13 protein-coding genes and 3 pseudogenes are annotated in these 19,308 nt (G+C 58.3%); 5 read left to right on the top strand and 11 right to left on the bottom strand.

All coding sequences use genetic code 11. The features are described 5' to 3' along the window. Positions 1-110: 110 nt before the first annotated feature. The 5 genes and pseudogenes from B0G81_RS37770 to B0G81_RS37790 all read right to left on the bottom strand — a co-directional run bounded on the left by B0G81_RS37770 (position 111) and on the right by B0G81_RS37790 (position 5,044). The gene (locus tag B0G81_RS37770) at positions 111-785 is read right to left on the bottom strand and encodes a response regulator (protein WP_134143342.1); all 675 of its coding nucleotides are present in this window, start codon (positions 783-785) and stop codon (positions 111-113) included. A gap of 10 nt (positions 786-795) precedes the next feature. Continuing rightward, positions 796-2,141 (bottom strand): annotated as a pseudogene (locus B0G81_RS37775) (sensor histidine kinase N-terminal domain-containing protein). A gap of 102 nt (positions 2,142-2,243) precedes the next feature. Next, a complete protein-coding gene (locus B0G81_RS37780) occupies positions 2,244-3,104 on the bottom strand; it encodes an ABC transporter permease (RefSeq protein WP_134143343.1) in 861 nt (286 codons plus the stop codon). A gap of 26 nt (positions 3,105-3,130) precedes the next feature. Next, entirely contained in the window at positions 3,131-3,928 is a 798-nt protein-coding gene (locus B0G81_RS37785; protein ID WP_134143344.1) for an ABC transporter ATP-binding protein, read from the bottom strand. A gap of 102 nt (positions 3,929-4,030) precedes the next feature. Beyond that, complete coding sequence (locus B0G81_RS37790) at positions 4,031-5,044, bottom strand: ABC transporter substrate-binding protein (RefSeq protein ID WP_134143345.1); 1,014 nt, start codon at positions 5,042-5,044, stop codon at positions 4,031-4,033. A 653-nt stretch (positions 5,045-5,697) separates the two neighbouring features. Between B0G81_RS37790 and B0G81_RS37795 the strand changes: the two genes are divergently transcribed. Then, positions 5,698-6,054, top strand: a complete 357-nt coding sequence (locus tag B0G81_RS37795; RefSeq protein ID WP_134143346.1) for a DUF3579 domain-containing protein — start codon at positions 5,698-5,700, stop codon at positions 6,052-6,054. A 414-nt stretch (positions 6,055-6,468) separates the two neighbouring features. After that, a complete protein-coding gene (locus tag B0G81_RS37800) occupies positions 6,469-7,098 on the top strand; it encodes a response regulator transcription factor (protein ID WP_134143851.1) in 630 nt (209 codons plus the stop codon). Between the two features lie 2,162 nt (positions 7,099-9,260). Here B0G81_RS37800 and B0G81_RS37810 read toward each other — a convergent pair. Continuing rightward, positions 9,261-10,379 (bottom strand): hypothetical protein, encoded by a 1,119-nt coding sequence (locus B0G81_RS37810; protein WP_134143347.1) that lies wholly within the window; start codon positions 10,377-10,379, stop codon positions 9,261-9,263. Between the two features lie 671 nt (positions 10,380-11,050). Beyond that, complete coding sequence (locus B0G81_RS37815) at positions 11,051-11,347, bottom strand: hypothetical protein (RefSeq protein WP_134143348.1); 297 nt, start codon at positions 11,345-11,347, stop codon at positions 11,051-11,053. Between the two features lie 508 nt (positions 11,348-11,855). Here B0G81_RS37815 and B0G81_RS37820 point away from each other — a divergent pair. Beyond that, a complete protein-coding gene (locus B0G81_RS37820) occupies positions 11,856-12,971 on the top strand; it encodes a glycosyltransferase family 4 protein (protein ID WP_134143349.1) in 1,116 nt (371 codons plus the stop codon). Positions 12,972-13,092: 121 nt separating this feature from the next. Beyond that, on the top strand, positions 13,093-13,752 hold the full coding sequence (locus B0G81_RS37825) for a response regulator transcription factor (protein WP_134143350.1): 660 nt from the start codon (positions 13,093-13,095) through the stop codon (positions 13,750-13,752). A 68-nt stretch (positions 13,753-13,820) separates the two neighbouring features. Here B0G81_RS37825 and B0G81_RS37830 read toward each other — a convergent pair. Both B0G81_RS37830 and B0G81_RS37835 read right to left on the bottom strand, forming a co-directional pair. Next, positions 13,821-14,000, bottom strand: a pseudogene (locus B0G81_RS37830) (IS3 family transposase); the annotation flags it as partial. Continuing rightward, positions 14,001-15,052: pseudogene (locus tag B0G81_RS37835) on the bottom strand (IS630 family transposase). A gap of 636 nt (positions 15,053-15,688) precedes the next feature. Here B0G81_RS37835 and B0G81_RS37840 point away from each other — a divergent pair. Next, positions 15,689-15,976, top strand: a complete 288-nt coding sequence (locus B0G81_RS37840; protein ID WP_134143351.1) for a DUF4148 domain-containing protein — start codon at positions 15,689-15,691, stop codon at positions 15,974-15,976. Positions 15,977-16,049: 73 nt separating this feature from the next. Here B0G81_RS37840 and B0G81_RS37845 read toward each other — a convergent pair whose 3' ends face one another. Both B0G81_RS37845 and B0G81_RS37850 read right to left on the bottom strand, forming a co-directional pair. Continuing rightward, positions 16,050-17,204, bottom strand: a complete 1,155-nt coding sequence (locus B0G81_RS37845) for a porin (protein ID WP_134143352.1) — start codon at positions 17,202-17,204, stop codon at positions 16,050-16,052. 96 nt (positions 17,205-17,300) lie between these two features. After that, positions 17,301-18,284, bottom strand: a complete 984-nt coding sequence (locus B0G81_RS37850) for a LysR family transcriptional regulator (RefSeq protein ID WP_134143353.1) — start codon at positions 18,282-18,284, stop codon at positions 17,301-17,303. Between the last annotated feature and the right edge of the window lie 1,024 nt (positions 18,285-19,308).

Genomic DNA, 19,308 nt, shown 5'->3' on the forward strand with positions numbered 1-19,308 from the left:
CTGACGTGATGCACGCTATCCTAGTTACCCCAATCCTTCACGCTCCTTTCGCGTGTCATTTGTACAACTAAGTGAATATACCGATATACCCAACGACACGCCGATGCCCATTATTCGGGATCCTTTTGCCGCAGGATGTAACCTAGGCCTCGCAGCGTCATGATCTGCGCGCTGGACCCCGCGAGATGTTTGCGCAGGCGGTGAATATAGATGTCGATGGCGTCCGCACTCGGCTCATCGTCCAGACTGAACACACTTTCCATCAGCATGGTCTTCGAGACCGTTTTGCCCTGCCGCAACATCAGCGTTTCCAGGACGGTGTGCTCGCGACGCCGCAAAGGCAGGGGTGCGTCGTGGTGACGGAACTCCCGCGTATCGGACAGGTACTGGAGATCGCCGCAGGTCAGACATGACGACATGCCACCTGACTGCCGGCGGATCAGCGCCTTGATACGGGCGACCAGCTCGCGTGAGTCGAACGGCTTGACAACATAGTCGTCGGCCCCCGCACTGAAACAGTCAACCTTGTCCCCGGTCGAACCATGCGCCGTCAGCATCAACACCGGCACGGTGTCGCCGCGGCGGCGCAGTCGTGCCAGTACTTCCCTGCCGTCCATTCGTGGCAGCCGGAGATCAAGCAGCACCGCGTCATAGCGTTGCGTCGTGAGCACCCCGTCCGCGCGTTCACCGTCCGGGACACAGTCGACCGCGAAGTTCTCCAGGCGTAACAGATTGACGATCCAGTGCGCAAGCTCCATGTTGTCTTCCACCAGTAGCAACTTCATTGCGTCTTCCTCAATCACGCCAACTCAGCAGGCGGACCGTGACGACGAGGCCGACATGCTCCGCGTCCCGCATCAATGCGACCGTTCCACCGTGCGAGTGCGCAATTTCGCGCACAATCGACAGGCCCAAACCCGTTCCCCCGGCATCAGTCGCCCAGCGATAGAAACGTTCGAACACGTGGGCACGCGCCTCGGCCGGAATGCCGGGACCGTTATCGATCACCTGCAGCACAACTTCATCGTCTTCCGCCCGGCACGTTGCGGTGACCCTTCCACCCTCCTGTGTGTAGCGGATCGCGTTATCCACCAGATTTGTCGCGAGCGCCGTCAACCCGCTCCGGTGAACCCCGCGCCAAGATCGATCTGGCGCCGCTGTGCAGCCACCACGAGTTCTTCCAGTGCGCACGACACCACAGCGGCCAGGTCCACCCTGACTCGCGTGCCGCCAGGCGGTGACGACTCGGCCTGCGCGAGTAGTAACAACTGGTTGGTCATTTCGATCATCTTCGCACTGCTGGGACGTATGCCCGCCAGCGCATCTGTCAGCAGCGGCCCGCAATGCCCGCACGGCCGGGCGCACTCGATCTGTGCTCCCAACAGCGCGAGGGGCGTGCGCAACTGGTGCGCGGCGTCCGCAATGAATTTTCGCTGAGTGGTCGCATGCAGTTTCAGGCGCGCGATACACTGGTTCATCGCGTCGAAGACGGGACGCAGTTCGGAAGGGAGGCGCTCGATCCGGACAGGTTCGAGTTGCAACGCGTCGCGATCGGCGACGTCATCCTTCAGCCTGATGAGCGGCCGCAACTCAAAGGTCAACCCAAGCAGCGCAAGTGCAACCACGAGCGCCAGCATCAACCCCTCGCGGACCAGCTGGGGACGCCACAAGGCCTGCAGCATGGCCCGGCACGATGCCTGCGCCTTGCCTACGACAACTGTGACCGGCTCAGTTGCGCCCGAGTCGTATAGCTCCCGCTCATAGGCGACCGCACGGATGGGCTGTCCATCAAGCGCCGTATCGTAAAACACGGGGCGTGGCGTTGCATGCGCAGGCAGAGCCAGGTCGGGATTGCCGCCGAGCAGGCCCGCACGACCCTTGACCACCCTGTAGAACACCTGGTCCTGGTAGGGGGACTCGAACATCTCGAGCGCTGCGGGCGGAATCCTGGCAATCAGCACGCCATCGTCCCAATTCACGTCCTCGCCGATCATGCGGGCAGAGGCGAGCAATGCATTGTCCTGCAGAAGCCCGGCGGTCTCACGCGCCGCGTCGTATGACGTCAGGCCGGTGACGAGTACAAATACTGCGACCGGCACCAGCAGCCACCCCAGCAGGCGTGCACGCAGACTATGCATCATGTGAACTCTCCCGGACATGTTCCGCGGCTGCCCCCGACTTCGATCAGCACTGCCCGTTTCGTTATCCCCGCTGATTGCAAATGCCACCTCCCGCCTTCTGCGTCAGAATGCAGCAGGTCTCCATTTCAGCAGGCGCTTTTCCAGCGTGGTAAGCAGATAGTCTGCCGTAAGCGCGACCACTGCGAGCACGATCATCGCTGCAAAAACCCCACTGGCATTAAATGCGCCCTGCGCAGTCGAGATCAGTAGGCCAATGCCCTGTTTCGAGCCGAGAAACTCGCCAACCACCGCGCCAACCAGGGCGAAGCCGAAGCTCACATGCAGGCTGGCGAGAATCCACGACAGTGCCGACGGGATCACGACCGATGTAGTCAACTGGCGTTTCGACGCGCCGAGGATCTGCGCATTCGCAATCATGTAACGGTCAGCTTCCCGCACGCCCTGGAAGGCATTACCGAACACGACGAAAAAGACCATCACGACAGCCAGCGCCACTTTCGACGCCATGCCCAGGCCCAGCGCGATCACGAACACGGAACCAAGCACAACCCGCGGAATTGAATTCGCGATCTGGATGTAGAGGCTGAATACATCGGAGAGCAGCTTGTTGCGACCCAGTACAACCCCACAGACGATGCCGCCAGCCGAACCGATCAGAAACCCAAGGAATGTTTCTTCAAGCGTGACCCAGACCTGCACCAGCAGCGGTCCTTGTGACGTGCCGTTCGCGAACCAGTCGACGATCTGGTCGAAGATCAGCGATGGCATCGAGAAGAAGAATGGATCGATCCATTTCGTCCGCCCGCCGATCTCCCATCCGCCGAGCACGACCACCAGGACCAACACACGCAAGCCGATGATCAGCGCGTGCCGTTGGCGCAGCCGTCGCTGTGCAATTCGCTCAACAGCGGCCAGCGAGGCAGCGTCGATGCCTGCTTCCGCGATGTTTTCAGAGGTGCTCATGATTGTCTTTTGAACCAGAGTTTGTGTCATGCGATGCGTACTTCTTCACGCAGGTCGTGCCAGATATCGCGCGAAATCTCGATGAAGCGCGGGTCGTAGCGAACTTCCGACGTGACGCGCGGCCTCGGCAGATCGATCTCATAGACTTTCTTCAGCGTCGCGGGTCGCGCACTCAGCACGAACACCCGGTCGGCCAGCGCAATGGCTTCTTCGAGATCGTGCGTGACGAACACCACCGAGCCCGCATTGGCTGACCACAACTGCAGCAGTTCATCCTGCATCAGCGTGCGGGTCTGCATGTCGAGCGCGGAGAACGGCTCGTCCATCAGCAGGATTTCCGGCTTGTTGATGAAAGTCTGCGCGAGCGCGACGCGCTTGCGCATGCCGCCCGACAGTTGATGCGGATAGTGCTTGCCGAACTTCTCGAGCCCGACGCGGCGCAGCCATTCGGTCGCCTCGTCGTGCGCGGCCGACTTTGAGCGGCCACGATACAGTGGGCCGGCCGCGACGTTATCGAGCACTGAGCGCCATGGGAACACCGCATCGGCCTGAAACACGAAACCGATGCGGGGATCGATGCCGTCAACCGGGGCGCCCATCACACGCACTTCCCCTGTGGTCGGCTTGAGCAGTCCGGTGATCATGCTGAGCGTGGTCGATTTGCCACAACCGGTCGGCCCCACCACTGCGACGAACTCGCCTTTGGCTACCGACATGCTGAAGTTGCGCAACGCGACCGTCGCCTTGCCATCGGGGCTGATAAAGCGACACGACACCGAGCGAAATTCGATGACCGGCGCGTTCTGGGAAACAACGTGGTTCATTCAGGACATCCATGGAAATAAGCGGCGCCGCAAGGGCGGCACCGCGAGCACAACGGAGTCGGACCGCGCCGGCTGCATAAACGCTCTCAGCGCACCAGCGGCCTATTTGGCGCTGACAAACTCGTTGGTGTAGGTTTTGCCCAGTTCAACATGCTTGCCTTTGACCGACGGATTGAACGCCGCGAGCACCTTGAGCACGGTCTCCGGACCATCAGCCGGCATCTTCCCGTCGACCGTGTACATCGGCAGCGACGCCTTCAGGGCGCTCACGTAAAGCGGCTTGTCTTTCTGATAGTCGCCGGGCATCTTCGCCGCGATTTCCTCGGCGCTATGCGTGTGAATGAACTGCATCGTGCGAACAAATGCATGAGCGAGCTTCGTGGCCTCCGGCTTGTGCGAATCAGCCCATGCTGCCTGCACGTAGAGACTCGACGCGGGATACGTACCGCCTAGCGCCGCCTTCGTGCCCTCGACCGAGCGCATGTCGACGAGCACCTTCGCCTCGCCCGATTTGAGCAATGCGGATATCGTGGGCTCCGTCGTCATGCCAGCGTCGATACGGTTCTGTTTGATTGCAGCGATGAAACTGGCGTCGGCACCTACCGGCAGCATCGTGTATTCGGTCGACTGGATCCCGTGCTGTCCGGCGAGGTATTGCGTCAGGAAGCTGGTCGACGAACCGAGGCCCGTCACGCCCAGCGTCTTGCCCTTGACGTCGGCCATGGATTTGATCGTGTCGGCCGCTTTGGTCGATACCATTTCGACCTCGCCCGGCACCTGGCCGAACACGACGATCGCCTTGACGTCCTTGCCCTTGGTCTGCAGATCGATCGTGTGGTCGTAGAAACCCACAACAGCCTGGACGGCGCCGGCCAGCAGTTCGTTTTCTGCGTCGACGCCAGCAGGCTGCGACAGCAGTTCAACGTCGAGTCCCTCGTCCTTGAAGTAGCCAAGCTGTTCAGTCAGGCGCGCGGGCAGGTAAATCAGCTTGGTGATGCCCCCGACCATGATTGTGATCTTCCCGCTATCGGCGGCCGTCGCGTGCTGCGAGGCAAGACCAAACAGCAGGCAGCAAGCGCCAGCAATGTGACGAAACCCAGTGGTTTTCGGTTGCATCGATAGTCTCCGTTATTGTCGGCCGCGAAGTGCTGCCTGTCTGGATCGATGGCGCGATTATGGGCGCATGAATCCTTCTCCCGGCTTTCACCGCAACGTCTTTCGTTTAGGGGATTTCCATGACAAGGGCGTTACTACCTGCGCTGGCACATCGGCATTGCAATCAGCAGGACGGGCCCATTGTCTGGACTCGCGGAGAATCTGCTTTTTTCCCGCTTGTTAGTCCGGGTGGCCCGAGGGGTACTTTCTCATGAAGCCAAAACAGGAACGGTGCCGAGGGCTTTATCGGACGCGGTGGACGACCTGCGTCAGAAATTGCTGCATTGCGAGTCCGGATTTCCTGAATGAACATCCGGTTGCGGGTGAAGATTGTTCTCGGCTGCAGACGATAGATCCGCCGGTTGCCCGATTTCATTATGGAAAACCCCCATCACAAGTCACCATGGGTGAAAGCGTCCAGAAGGTTCCGTTCTCCTAGAATCGCATCATCGATGGAGCGACCCCCTCATGCTTCCGTCTCCGAGCATCGGTCCAATCGCGGGATGCCTTTCGACATCGGCATTTCCTCGTAGCCAGCGCGGTGCTGGCCGTGCCGACCGAACCCAAAGCGCGAACCTGCTACCTGACGACGCGCATGCCGCGATTACTGCAACATGTCTAGTGATGGCATTGAACATTATCTGATCCGCGGCGTGACATCGCAGCACACGCTGTTCCGGCCGGGCGACTGGGCCGAGCGCCTGCGCGGCGTCATTACGCTGTTCGTGGGTGAACGCTGCCCCGGCAACCATATCGCCAGCACACCGCTCGCGATGCCCGTTGTGGAGCAGGACGTCAAATGCCTGCGCGTCGCGCGCGAATTGGGACGTATCTGTCCCGACGCATTTGATTTTGTAATGCGGTTCGCCAGTGACAACGACCTGACGGTCGACGTCTGCGGCCTGCTGGACGAAGAGCCCGGGCGGGATCCGGAACGGGCGGGGGACATCAGTAAGGAATACCAATTGTGAGACGAATGGGATGGCGTTTCCAACTGTCTCTACCGGTGCTCCAGAGTCAAGCTGAAGATGCGATGACAGGGAGAAGGTTGATGGAAACACTCACTGAAGTGCGTTACGCATACGCCTGTGCAGCATGCGGATACCGTGCCTCCATGTATCGCCCGGACGCGTCACATGCCGGAGCACTGGCCATTTGCGCACGGTGCGACGGACAGGTGTGGCTCCGCGTTGATGACGCAACCGGCCGGCGCCAGATTTCGGCGGGTTCGTCCGTCGCCCTGGAGAGTTGCAACAGCAGGACCTGAAGGTTGGACACAAGCAGGTGCTGTGGCGCACTGCGCAGAAAACGGTTACACGCTGGATGAAGGACGGCGAGCGTCGACTCTTCCCCGGCAACCACATACGGACCTGAAGTATGTTCCCATGATCCATGTTCTGATTGCCAACCCCCATCCGGTGGTGCGCGCGGGCCTTGATCACATCATCGGGAATGCGGCTGGGCTCGTCGTGTCCACGCAGGCGACGCACGGTGCAGTGGTACTCGAGTTGCTGCCCACGCGCCATTTTGACCTGCTGCTGCTCGATATGTCGATGCCGGATATCAACGGCGTCGAGTTGACCCGCCGCATACGCGTCAAATGGCCAGCAATCCCGATCCTGGCCTTCGGCGAGTACAACGCATCAATTGCCTCGCGGGCGCTGCGCGCCGGTGCAACAGGCTATATCGCGAAGGACACCGCCCCGGAGACTCTGCTCACGGCAATACGCACGCTCGCGAGCGGCGGCAACTTCGTTGAGCCCCGACTCGTTGACGCACTGGTGTTCGGCCCCAAATCCACCGACGCACCGCCGCACGAACTGATATCCGGTCGGGAATTTCAGGTGCTGCAGATGCTCGCGGGCGGCAAACGCATCACCGAGATTGCCGAAACGCTCGCACTCAGCGGAAAAACTGTCAGCACGCACAAGACGCGAATGATGCAGAAGCTCTGTATCGCGAACAATTCGGAGTTGATCCGCTATTCGATTCGGCACGGCGTGGCGACGCGATAGACCACTATGCACGCTTCGCAGGTCGATGTGCAGTTGGATACAGCGGATGTGGCCCGGTGTACGCCAGTCCGCCCGATACTCGTCCGGATCCTTTCCGGCCTGTAGTTTGAAAAACTGTTGTCGCCCGTGGCGCGTTGATGACTGAGGTACGGAACGCGAACGCTATATCGTCCGAGCGTGTTCAGGGTCCCCCACCAAACTTGCCCCGAAAACGCACTCTGTTTCGATCTTGACCTCGCAATGCCCTGGGACCTTCGGCGCACCAGAGAGCTCTGTATTTCGTACGGCATCTGCCGCACACCGAAAAGTTAAAACGCGACTTCGCGAAGTCGAAGTGGCGGTCGACCTCCTCGGCACTGCAGGATGAGGACCGAGCCTGGTTCGTCGACGGGCGGCGGCATCGCTGCAGGAACAAATCTGGCGCTGCACGACTGTCAGTTGCGCAATCGGATTGAAAGACCGAAAAGCGGCGACTGAACGGCTCGAACGCTTCCGTACCCGCTGCCCAATGAACCTCGCGTTTGACGCGTGAAAACTCGCAGCCGACTTGCCAAGTGAGGCGGAGGTCCGACGAAGTGGACAGATATTAGCATTACTCACAAATAGCGCTGTCAAAGCCACTTCAAAATGTCGTAGCGACAGCAATACTCCTACAGATTTTCCGTCGCCACGGACTAGTCTATGTCAAGCGCTCGCGCGGCTAGGACTCGAGTCGGCCTCAATGGGTCTGACCGGCCCCAAGCCGCCGCTGGGAGACAGGCCAGCGTACCGTCCCGTTTCCGAGCGCAGCGGTCATACGTGCACAGATTTCGCGACCCGTTCTCAAGCGGGTGCATCGGTTGATCGGACCGGGGAGGTCGTCGACACGACGGAGAAGGCGATCGCACATTCCACGGTTCACCGTTTCCGGTATGGCTCACGGAACATGCAAGTGATCACCTGCGCGCCCATGACACGAGCCGTCCGGGCGTCGCTGCTATCGTACGATGAGTCGCGCTTCCACAAAGTAAACGGTTCATAAAGCGACTCTCTCCCCGTCGCGCAACGCAAGGCGTTCGCGGGAAACAAGAGGAAAACATGGCGAAGATCGTGCCGATGAAGCGCGGATCAGACGCTTGCCCTTGTCGAATCGGTTATTTGCCTGCACCGGTGGACGGAACGCAAGTCAGCACCAGAATTCCCCCGCTGTTATTCGCGGCAGATCTGACCGTTGCTTGATGAGACTCTCCCGGCCCGCAAGACCATTCGGCAATGAAATCGGCTTTGCAAGCCTTTCGAGTACGAGAGGCCGCCGGCAAGAAAACCGGATAGCGGCAGGTGTCGACGGCGTTACAATGTAGAGCCAACGCGCGAGTTGAATTTCCATGATGAGTGCCACAATTCGCGCCATAGGTGCCAGATTTGATTCGTATAGGGTCAGCCAACGTGTTTATGCTCGCTCCGAAAAGGCCAGCAAGCGAAAGAACTGTGCAGATTGCTCGGGTGATGATTGCCTCCCGGAGTCACGGTTGCCCAGCGAAGACGGGCCGCTAGCTGAGCGCTCGCCGACGACGACCTGCGTGCCGCCAGAAGCACGTCGCCGACCGCTACATTCAAGTCTAAGTTAAAAATGGATTTCACACTGCGGCGGCATCGCTGTTCGCCCGAAGACAATCTTTTGTTGAGACTTTTCCCGTGGGATTACGCTCTCCCTCGTCGTCAAGGCCGTGACATTGTTAGTGGGGGCCGGCGTGTTGCTGAATGTACAGGATGAGGCGCACATTGATCTCGCTCGTCCGTCATCGAACAGGCTGAACGCCGCCATTTGCGAGCAAGCGCTCCAGCATGGGCAGGTACAATTTTTGGTCAGTCCAGTGTCCGGATCGGGCGTTTTGATTCCGCGTCTGCCACAGCTCTTCCTGTTGGCGAGGCGACGGCACTTGAGGGAACCAGCACACTGGGCCGAATTCGCCGAGGCTGCTTTGCGCGCGAGTCCCGCGACAGCTCACGTCGCGGAGGAGGTTTCCGGCAGCCCACTTGACACCAGCGGCGATATGATTGCGAAAGCGAATCGTTTTGCTGAAATACATCTACCGATATTGCAGGCGTTAGGAATCGCCTGAAGCTCCCCACCCTTCTTGCAACAAGCATATGAAGGGTGGGAAGGCGATGGCCGTATGGACTTACAGCGCCACGAACAGAACACCGTGCGGATCTTGCAGCGCAGAGGCACTTCCGATGCCTGCAACTACAGGCGTCAAATGGCCGGTCTTGACGTCCAGCTGCATAACTTGTCCTTGCCCCGCGCTGTACGCATCGCCCTGCTTGAACGGCGCATCTACGCGGTAGGTCGTGTTGCTGGCATCCGTGAAGAGCATGAATGTCGTTCCCTTCGGTCCCGGCGCCGGAACCCAGCGGGTATCGTCAACCGGATAGGTCGGCCCGTCCTTGTCGTTGTAGAGCGTCAGCGACAGGATGCTAACGCTCTGGCTCGCTCCTGGGTTATGGATGAAGACCAGTTTCCCGTCAGCCTGGCTGTCCAGTACCAGATCGCCCGCTGCGTCGATCGCTTCTGAGTCAGGGTCGGTCAGATTAAACGTGATGGGCTGGTTGAACGTCGGATTTGCGGCCCCGCCAACTGATGGCGTCATGTCGATCATTGAGGCGTTGCCGGCGAGGACGGGTGCAACGTCAAACGTCGTGCCATTCGGATTCAACGTAAGCGAGACGACAGTTGGCGCTGCGCCCGGCGTGATCGGATTGGAGGCGCTCACGTACACGACTCCGTTCATGAGTTGCATGTCGTCGAAACCGCCTCCATGCGCGGTCGGATTGACCGTCGCCTGATAGGTCTTCTGAGCCCCAGTCGCGAGATCGATAATGGTCAGTTCAGGATTTGCGTCTTCGTTCGACATCGCCCACAGCGTGTTCGTATCGGTGCGCGCCATTAACCCATCGACGTGCCCGGGAACTGCGTAGGTTTTGAGTACGTTGCCGCTCAAGTCGTACTGGACGACCGTGTTGGTAAGTCCTGGAACCGATCCGTCCTTGACGTCCCCCGCCATTTGATAGCCAATGAAGATCGTATTGTTGTATTGGACAATCGAGTCCGGCTTTGAGTCCGCCGATGGCGCCGTGGCAAATACCGACAAAGAAAAACCTGCAGCAGTCGCCGTATTAGGGACCTGCGTAGTATTTGCGGGAGCCAGCCCCGGCGTTGCCGTGACATTGTCACTGCTACCGCCGCACGCGGACAGTACCACTGCGACAGAGATTGCCGACAGAAAAATCTTCATCTTCATATTGGTGTCCTAATGAATGGAAATTTTCGGCTTGAAAGTCAGGCGACAGTGACCGCACAACGAAATGACTCCACCTCAAGCAGCAGGGTTAGTCAAAGCGGCTACCACAATCACGCGTCAATCGTATGTCGCGATTGTGTCCGCGTAATGAAGTGAAATATGTTTGGCCGAAGATAGAAGCCGAGTCGTTCACTGCCTGACAGTCGAACGGGCGGCCCCGTAGAGATAGTGCGGCGCAGTCAGCTATCCGCAATGGTAGTAATGCTACTGAAATATTAACTGCCGATTCTGCGACTGAAAGTAAGATGCGGACTGCACTCCGAATGTTGCGGGAGCGCCGACCCATGTCCGCTACACGAACGCACAGGGAAGCCATGCCGACGGCAATGAGCAGTTAGCTTTCGTCGCGGGCCATTAGCGCAATCAAAAACTTTCAGATCATCTCGCGCCTGTCCTTATGGCAACCTTAAGGGAGCCAGAATTAATAAAAGAATCTCGCCGGACCTATAAAAACGGTCTCGATGACTCGCGGGTCATCGGCCGCCCGAGCCAGCAAGACCGGGTGCGCAGCGGTTGACACAAACGCTTCATACCGCACCCATCCGATGCAGGCAAGACCCGCCGCCGAGTCCGCGCGGCGGGTCGTTCGAACTGAACCTCCAGGCGCGTGTTTAAGCCGCCTTGGCAGAGGCCTCCCTGGCGAGCAGGCGTTGCGCCTGCTGATCGCCCTTTCCAGCTTCCTGCGCGGTTTGCACCGAGGTTTCGCTGGCTTCCGCCATCAATGCACGCGCGGCATTGCTGATATTGACGGTATACGACGACGTCGACGTGCTGGTGCTCGATCCCGTAGCCGACGAAGCGGTTGTGCTGGTACGCGATGCCGGCGTCGCCGACGCAGAACCCGAGTTCGATGTGACGGACGAAGCCGACGCCTGTACCGCACTTTGACCGACTGCCTGAATGGACATCTCAATCTCCCGATAGAAAAACATTTGTACTGCGTTCGGTTAACGGCCTTAGTATGTAAGGCTTGAGAAGTATATTTTTTGCCCTTTTGGCAAGCGCTTAAGCATCTCTTAAGATTGGCTCGAAAGCTCGATCTGCAGGGCGGTTGAATCCGGGAAGCAAACGGTGATGCGCGAATCTTTTGGCAGAACAGGTTTGCAGGGTGAGTGCACCGTGCAACTGGAAAACAGCTAACGCGCCTTTCCCGTGGTCGCGGCCGTTCATTCGGCCATTGCGTCCGTCAATATACGTTGGCAGCCAAACCTTCTTAAGAAAACAGATATTATTGCTTGGCTCGACTATGCGTGGCGCTATCTGACCCATTCTAGGCCCGATAACGATCCGGGTCTTCCCATAGGGCTTTCAACACGATGCTTGAGCGTTGAGCGGCGAAGTCAGAATTTAATATTGCCAATCGTTACGGGGTCGACTGTGCGACGGTAAACATGGTTGTGAGGAGGCAGTCCGCGCATGAAAGCATTAAGAGTTCTCCATAGCGAGTCATCTCGGGGTTGGGGCGGACAGGAAGTCCGTACCCTCAAGGAGATGATCGCGCTGCGTGCGCTGGGTCACGACGTACAGCTCGTTTGTCCTGAGGACGCCACGATCGGGATCCGTTTAAAAGCCGAAGGCTTTACGGTGCATCACGCGCGCATGCGCGGCGGCGCAGACGTGCTCTCCATGCGGACAATCCGGCTACTTCTTGACCGGGGTCACTTTGATGTGCTGAATACGCATAGCGGTCATGACAGCCTGATCGCAGGCATGGCGGGGCGTCTTGCGGGGACGCCACTCATTGTCCGGACGCGGCATCTGGCGCTGCCCATTACGTCGCTTGCGACATACAACTGGATCCCGCATTGCGTCGTCGCGGTCAGTCATTACGTGCGCAACTATCTGATTTCCGCCGGGATGCAGGAAAGCCGGGTCGAGACGATATATGACGGCATCGTTAAGCCGGAGCCACTTGCCCATTCGACGCTGCGCGACGAACTCGGACTTGACCCTGAGACAGTCATCGCTGGAATCGTGGCGATGCTGCGCGGGAACAAGGGCCACCAGGACTTGATCGCGGCGGTAAAACCATTGATGAGCGACCGACCACATCTGCATCTCGTCATCGCTGGCGAGGGCGGAGAGTTCGACAAACTCAGGTCGATTATTGGCGGTCTCGGGTTATCCCATCGCATTCATTTGCTGGGCTTTCGCAAGGACATCAACAACGTGTTGCGCGGTTGCGATCTGTTCGTGCTGCCGACCCACCAGGAGGCGCTCGGTCAGGCGTTCATCGAAGCAATGGCGATGGGTCTGCCAGTGATCGGCACACATGTGGACGGTGTGCCCGAGTTGATCGACTCAGGCGTGAACGGCTTACTGGTGCCACCACACGACATCGAGGCACTGCGCGGCGCTCTCACACGCCTGATCGACGACGCTCCGTTGCGCGCGCGCTTCGGACTGGCCGGGCGCATCAAAACTGACAGCAATTTCACGGTAGAGACTATGGCGAGCGAGACTGTCGATTTATATCGACGTGGCATCAGTCTTAGGCGTCGGACATACCGTCGGTGGCGGTCTCCGGCATGAACCGTAACGCCAGAGCGAGCCCGTGCTCATATGCCATCCTGTAAGCACGTCGGCGGGCATGCTTGCGGCGGCGTCGGATTAACCTATCCTGCAACTTTCGAACGGACGAAGCATATTATCTATGCGGACATTGCTAGCGGAAAACGACGATCTGGCCGGAAGCTGTATTGGCGCAGGGCTGCGGCAAGCAGGGTTTTTAGTCGACTGGGCGCACAATGGACGCGAAGCCTATCTGGCTGCAACGACCACCGCTTATACATTGATGATTCTGGATCTGGATGTGCCTAAGCACTCAGGCATGGATCTGCTATGGCGGCTTCGCTCATCAGGTCAACAAGTTCCGATTATAGCGCTCACGGCGAGGAGTGCTGTGGCCGATCGAGTTTGCACTTTGGAGGCGGGCGCGGACGATTGCATCAGCAAGCCATTTGAGCTCATTGAACTAGTTGCTCGGTCTCGGGCGCTGGTGCGTCGCTCGCAGTGTCGTGGCGTCAACACGATCCGTCACGGTAATTTGACGATCAACCCTGTAGAGCAACGGGTATTGCTGGACGGCGTGCACATTCCATTATCCTCTCGCGAACTGGCGGTACTGATTCAACTCGTCTCAAATCCGGGGATCCCGCAGTCGCGCTCCAAGCTCGAGGAAGTCCTGTATGGCTGGCAACAAGCGGTTGAGAGCAACGCGATAGAAGTTCACATTTGTAGTCTGCGCAGGAAGCTGGGGTCGACGTTGATTCGGACCGTGCGAGGCATCGGCTACGTTTCGGAAAGCAATTGACGCCAGCGTCAGCCGCGGAGTTGCCCTTCACCGCAGTGAGGTCGGTCGGAATCCGTGGACGCCAACGGTTAAGCAGCGATTTTACTCAAGTGAAATCGCTGCGTGAAAGCGGCCCGCGACAGATAATCCAAACGCTCCTGTGTGCGCTGCCGGTTATAAAAGATCTCGATGTATTCCGTGATTTCTTTCTGGGCCTGATTGCGGGTCGCGAACTTGTGACGATAGACGAGTTCATTTTTCAGTGAGCCCTAGTGTTCTATCCCAGAAATAACTTTGCATAGCCGAGCTACTTTCCGAAGGATGGAATCTGCGGTTGCCGTCCAGACGAACGGACGTTTGTGCTGGTTGTACTGCTCTACATAGCGGTCGATGCTGAGAGCCGGATGGCCTGCTGCGTGATCAGTCCAAACCAGCGCTCTACCTGATTGATCCAGCTCGAGTGCGTTGGAGTGAAGTGCATGTGATAGCGCGAGTGCCTTGCGAGCCACGCCTTGACTTTCGGGTGCTTGTGCGTTGCATAGTTATCGACGATGAGATGAACCTCAAGTTCTTCCGGAACTGCCTGATTAACGTGATTCAGGAAAGCCAGAAATTCCTGATGTCGATGATGTGACTTGCATTGCGTGATGACTTCGCCGGTCGCCGCATTGAGCGCAGCAAACAAGGTTGTTGTGCCATGCCGTATGTAGTCGTGCGTAACGCCCTCCAGGTAGCCCAGACCCATGGGCAACACAGGCTGCGTACGCTCGAGCGCCTGGCACTGGGTCTTCTCATCGACACACAGCACCAAGGCGTTGGTCGGCGGGTTCAGATACAGCCCGACAATATCGCGGACCTTTTCGACGAAGTATGGATCCGTAGAAAGCTTAAAGCTCTTCGATCGATGAGGCTGCACACCGAATAGCGACAGATATCGCGCCACCGAGCTCTTCGAGATACCCGTTTGCGCAGCAGCAGAACGCACGCTCCAGTGCGCAGCCTCATCTGGCTTCTCGTGGAGCACCTTCGCAAGGAGTTCCGCCACGGCCTCATCGTCATGCTCGCGCGGTCGCCCCGGCCGCGCTTCGTCATGCAGACCTGCCAGCCCCTGCGCGACAAACCGCTTTTTCAACTGCGTGATCGCCGGCGGCGTCACTTCGCAAAGCAACGCAATTTCATTTGTGGTTTGGCCGTCGGCGACCATCAAGACAATCTTTGCCCTACGGACCAGAGAGTGAGGTAGCGAGCGCGACCGACTCATCGACAGCAATTGCTCCCGCTCCAGTTCCGAGACCACGACCTCGATTCCCTTGCGTCCCATGATCGTCTCCGCTCAACATCACTCGATCATAGGACAACATAGTTATTTGCAAAGTTATTTCTGGGACAGAACACTAGAATGATTCGATGGGTGCGTTGTCGACGTGCTGTCGGGTCCCATAAGGGATGGCTGTCGCCTAAGGTCAATGGCGGCACTGTGATGCCTTGTTGACCCTGCGGCGGCGACCATCCGCTGGACGTGAGAAACTTGCCGGCAACTAGAACCAGGCACGGTCTGGACACAAGCGCGGTAGCCGAGACGAACCTACCTGCGACTGGCGCAAACTGCCGGGCTGCACACCGCGCGGTGCGATGGCGACACAGCTGGGAATGACTGATGCGGACGAGGCTGTGGCGGCCCCGGATGCGTGCAGCAGCTATTTGAACAAAAATATTAGACATTTCACCCTAGCTGCCTCCTCGCGCGAAGATAAAAAATTTTCAATGGTGCGCGAACGATATGGAAGTCGAAGAGTGCGCCCGAGGGCGCTGCCAATTCACACGGCAATACAGATGGACTGCCTGATTCCTTCGGTTAACAAAACGGTAATCTGGGGGTCAGTGAGCGGACAGCTGGTATCAGGAGAATAGGAAACGTGGCTCAAGCCACCCGCTCCTCACTCACCGGAGATTCACCATGAAACTGCTTACCGCTTTTGCTGTCACCGTACTCGGTCTGTCGTTCGGCGCCAATGCTTTCGCCCAGACGTCCCCACATGAGCTGACGCGCGCCGAAGTGCAGTCGCAACTCGTCGAGGCCGAAGCAGAGGGCCTCGTGCCGGCACCAAAAAGCGATTACCCGCCGTCGGCACAAGCTGTTGCACGCAATCGCGAGATCTACGCAATCCAGCGCCGTACTGATGGCGCACGCTTCACGAAACGTGCCAACCCGGTAGACGTCAGTTCGGAATCGACGTCGAACTGATTGGTAAACCATGCGAATGCGGTGCTCTATCTCATCGGACGGAACGCCGTCCGATGGTCAAAACCGGAAGCGCTCAGAACGTGTGCCGGATACCGACACGTGCGAGAGCCTGATTCGCGCTCGAGGAGGGTGCATCAGCACCAGTGATGTATGCGGTATTCAGCGGCGCCGCAACCGGACCGCCACCCGAGGCGTGCAGATACATGCCTTGCGCGTACACGTCCGTACGAGTCGACAGGGTGTAGTCCACCATCAGGCCGAACTGGTGGTACTTCGGCTTCGAGTCTCCCGCATTGCTGTTGAAGTGGGCGATCGTGTAGTTGTACATTGCGCCGACATAGGCAGCCTTCGTGAACTGGTATTTGGCGTTGACCTCGAAGTTGTCGAACTTCAGACTGCTGGCGGCATTTGCGAAGCTGCCCACATAAACCGAACCCGTTGCGTTGTTGAGCGTTGTGTGGCTGTACACGGCACCAAGCGTCGTCGGTCCCATCCTGTAGTTGAGCCCCGCGCCCCACACTTGCTGTCGCCCAGCGAAGAAGTCAGTGTCGTCGGTTGAAAGCGAACCTCCCGCCGTACCACCCGGATTGTTGATCTGCATATAGGCAGCCGCCACTGTTACCGCTGCCCCCACGTATTGCGCGCCGAAGCTGTACGAGCGATTGTTCGCGAAGCCTCCCGCCTGATTGCTAAAACCGTATAGGCCACCAAACGTGATGCCGCCGTAGGTGTTGCTCGTATACTTCACGCTATTGTTCAGGCGGAATGAATTGTCAGTATTGTCGTTATCGTACGGATGCGAGAGCATGTAGCCGGCCCAGCTACCATTTGCCGTGAGCGGCGCCAGATAGTCGACCACAGAATCGTACTGGCGACCCATCGTCAATGTCCCCAACTGTTGCGAACTCAGGCCGACATACGCCTGACGCCCGAACATCCGGCCGCTCTGGTCCAGCTTTCCGGAATTGACGTCGAACCCATTCTCCAACTGGAAGATCGCCTTGGTGCCACTGCCCAGATCGTCCGCCCCCTTCAGGCCCCATCGGCTGCCTTGCGCAAAGCCGCTTTGCATTTGAACGTTCGAGTGCCCGCCAGTATTGCTGGTGTAATTCACGCCTTCATCGATCAGCCCGTACAGGGTGACGCTGCTTTGCGCCACCGCAGCGACCGGCGCCAGGGTACAGCCGAGTGCCCCGTTGACAAGCGAAGCAATCAGAATCTTTTTCATGAACGTGGTTCCGTGTGTGTGAGTAGACCTTGCCGGCGCGTCGTCGGAATCGCGACATGGGGAGGCGCCCGGCGTCAGGTGTTCGCACTTTAGGACCTACAAAATCCGCGCGCTCAGCAATTCAGTATTGCTCGTTTGCTGTGGCGTGTTGTCGACGCACAAGTCGTTCTTCAGCTTGCTTACCGCAGGTCTCTGACGATAGTGTTCCACCACGAAATCAACAAAGCTGCGCAGGGCGATGGCCATGTGCCGCTGACCTGAATACAGGAGCCAGACAGTACGTTCGTCTCCACATAGCGGCGAATCGTCGAGCAGCTCCAGCAAGCTGCCGTTGGCAAGTTCATCGCGTACAAACGAACGTGATAGACGGGCTATTCCGAGTCCCGCCTGCACTGCGCGCTTGACGACCTGCGGGCTCTGCACGTTCATGATCGGGTCGACCACGATGCGCTGCGTGCCATGAGCGTCCCGAAATTCCCAGTACCGGCTCGGCGCATCCGACGCAACGAGCACGCCATGCAGGGCAAGATCGGCCGGCGTGCGCGGCGCCGGACACCGCGCTAAATAGTGTGGGCTGGCGACAATGATGTCGCGTGTTTGTGCGAGCGGTCGGCAGACCAGTGACGAGTCCCGTAAGCGACGTTCCGAACTGAAGCAGACGTCGAACTCGTTAGCCACGACATCGTTCATCGTGTCGAATACGGTCAGCTCAAAACGTATGCGAGGTTCCAGGGCGCGATAAGAAGCCAGCACCTCCGGAAGATCCGTCGTCGCGTAAAGCGACGACGCAGCGATCCTCAGCGAACGGGGTGGCTGTTCAGCTGCAAACGCAATGCATTCATCCATGGCATCGAGTTGCCTGAGCAACTCGATGCAGCGCTCGCGATATAGCCGTCCTGTGTCCGTCAACGATACACGCCTTGTCGTGCGGTTGACCAACCGTACGCCCAGGTGCTCCTCAAGCGTGGCGAGACTACGCGTAACGACCGAATTGGAGATACCCAATTGCTTCGCGGCTTCGGCGAAATTCAGACACGCCGCAACTCTGGTGAAGATTCGTATCGATGCCAACAGGTTCATCGTGTTCTCCGGCACACGCCACGTAAAGGATCCCCGGAGCAACGCGGCGGTACGAAGGCAACGGAAGCCATGGTTGCGTGCCCGCCAGCAGGACCTCGTGCTGCTCTAAGAGCGTGGCTCATCGCAGTGCTTGCCCTGACAATTTGAAATTAGTTGCCAACATAGCTGGCCACGGGTTCCCTGAAGCCGTCCAACAGGCTACAGCACCGTTATGGATCCGGCAGGCCTGACAAAGGTTCTTTTAAGGTTTGATTCTGAGTACGGTTGTTCACAATGTGAATGTGCATCTGACAGCATAGGAATCCAGGATTGACCACTTTTCAGCCCTCAGCACGTTTCGGTGCGGCCCGACAAGCGAAACCACTGGCCGGCACCACCCTCTGTGATTCCACGCGGACGGACACCTTCTCGAAGAACAGACGCTCGCCGGCCGTGAACTGCCCCGCCAGATCCAAGCGTCGAGGCCGGCGCTCATGGATGAGGTGAACTGTTTAGCAGCACGCCACATGGGCAAGTACGGCTCGCATGGTCAGTACGTCGACCGAACCCGCTGGCTTGGACGCTCGTGAGCGAGACGACGCCAACCGCCGTGCAAGCTGCTCGATCGATTCCACAAGAAGAATTCGCATGATTGGTCCTCTACCGGAATGAACAGGGGGAGAACAGGCGGGAATAGAAGTGCATGAGAGGGGTGTCCATTTCTTCGACGCTTCCTAAACTCGCAGACATTGTGGGCGACCAATGCGTACCGAGATGCTGACGGCAAGATTACTTTTTTGTCATCTACGAAGTTCCGGATGCAGATTGCCAATAGCACAAAACAAATAGATCGACGTACTTTGAAGCGCTTGAACAACACATGTTGCACACGACCAACGAACGTTGTTCGTCGGCAATTGTCTCGAGATCAGAACCTGCTGCCTCTGCACGCGTATCCGTTTATGGCATTTGCGTCTCCACGATAAGCCAAAAAACAGCAATTCTGAATTGGTGAAGCGCGGCCGCCTTATGACCATTGCGACGC

It is taken from the genome of Paraburkholderia sp. BL6665CI2N2 (assembly GCF_004366535.1).
Classification (GTDB): domain Bacteria; phylum Pseudomonadota; class Gammaproteobacteria; order Burkholderiales; family Burkholderiaceae; genus Paraburkholderia.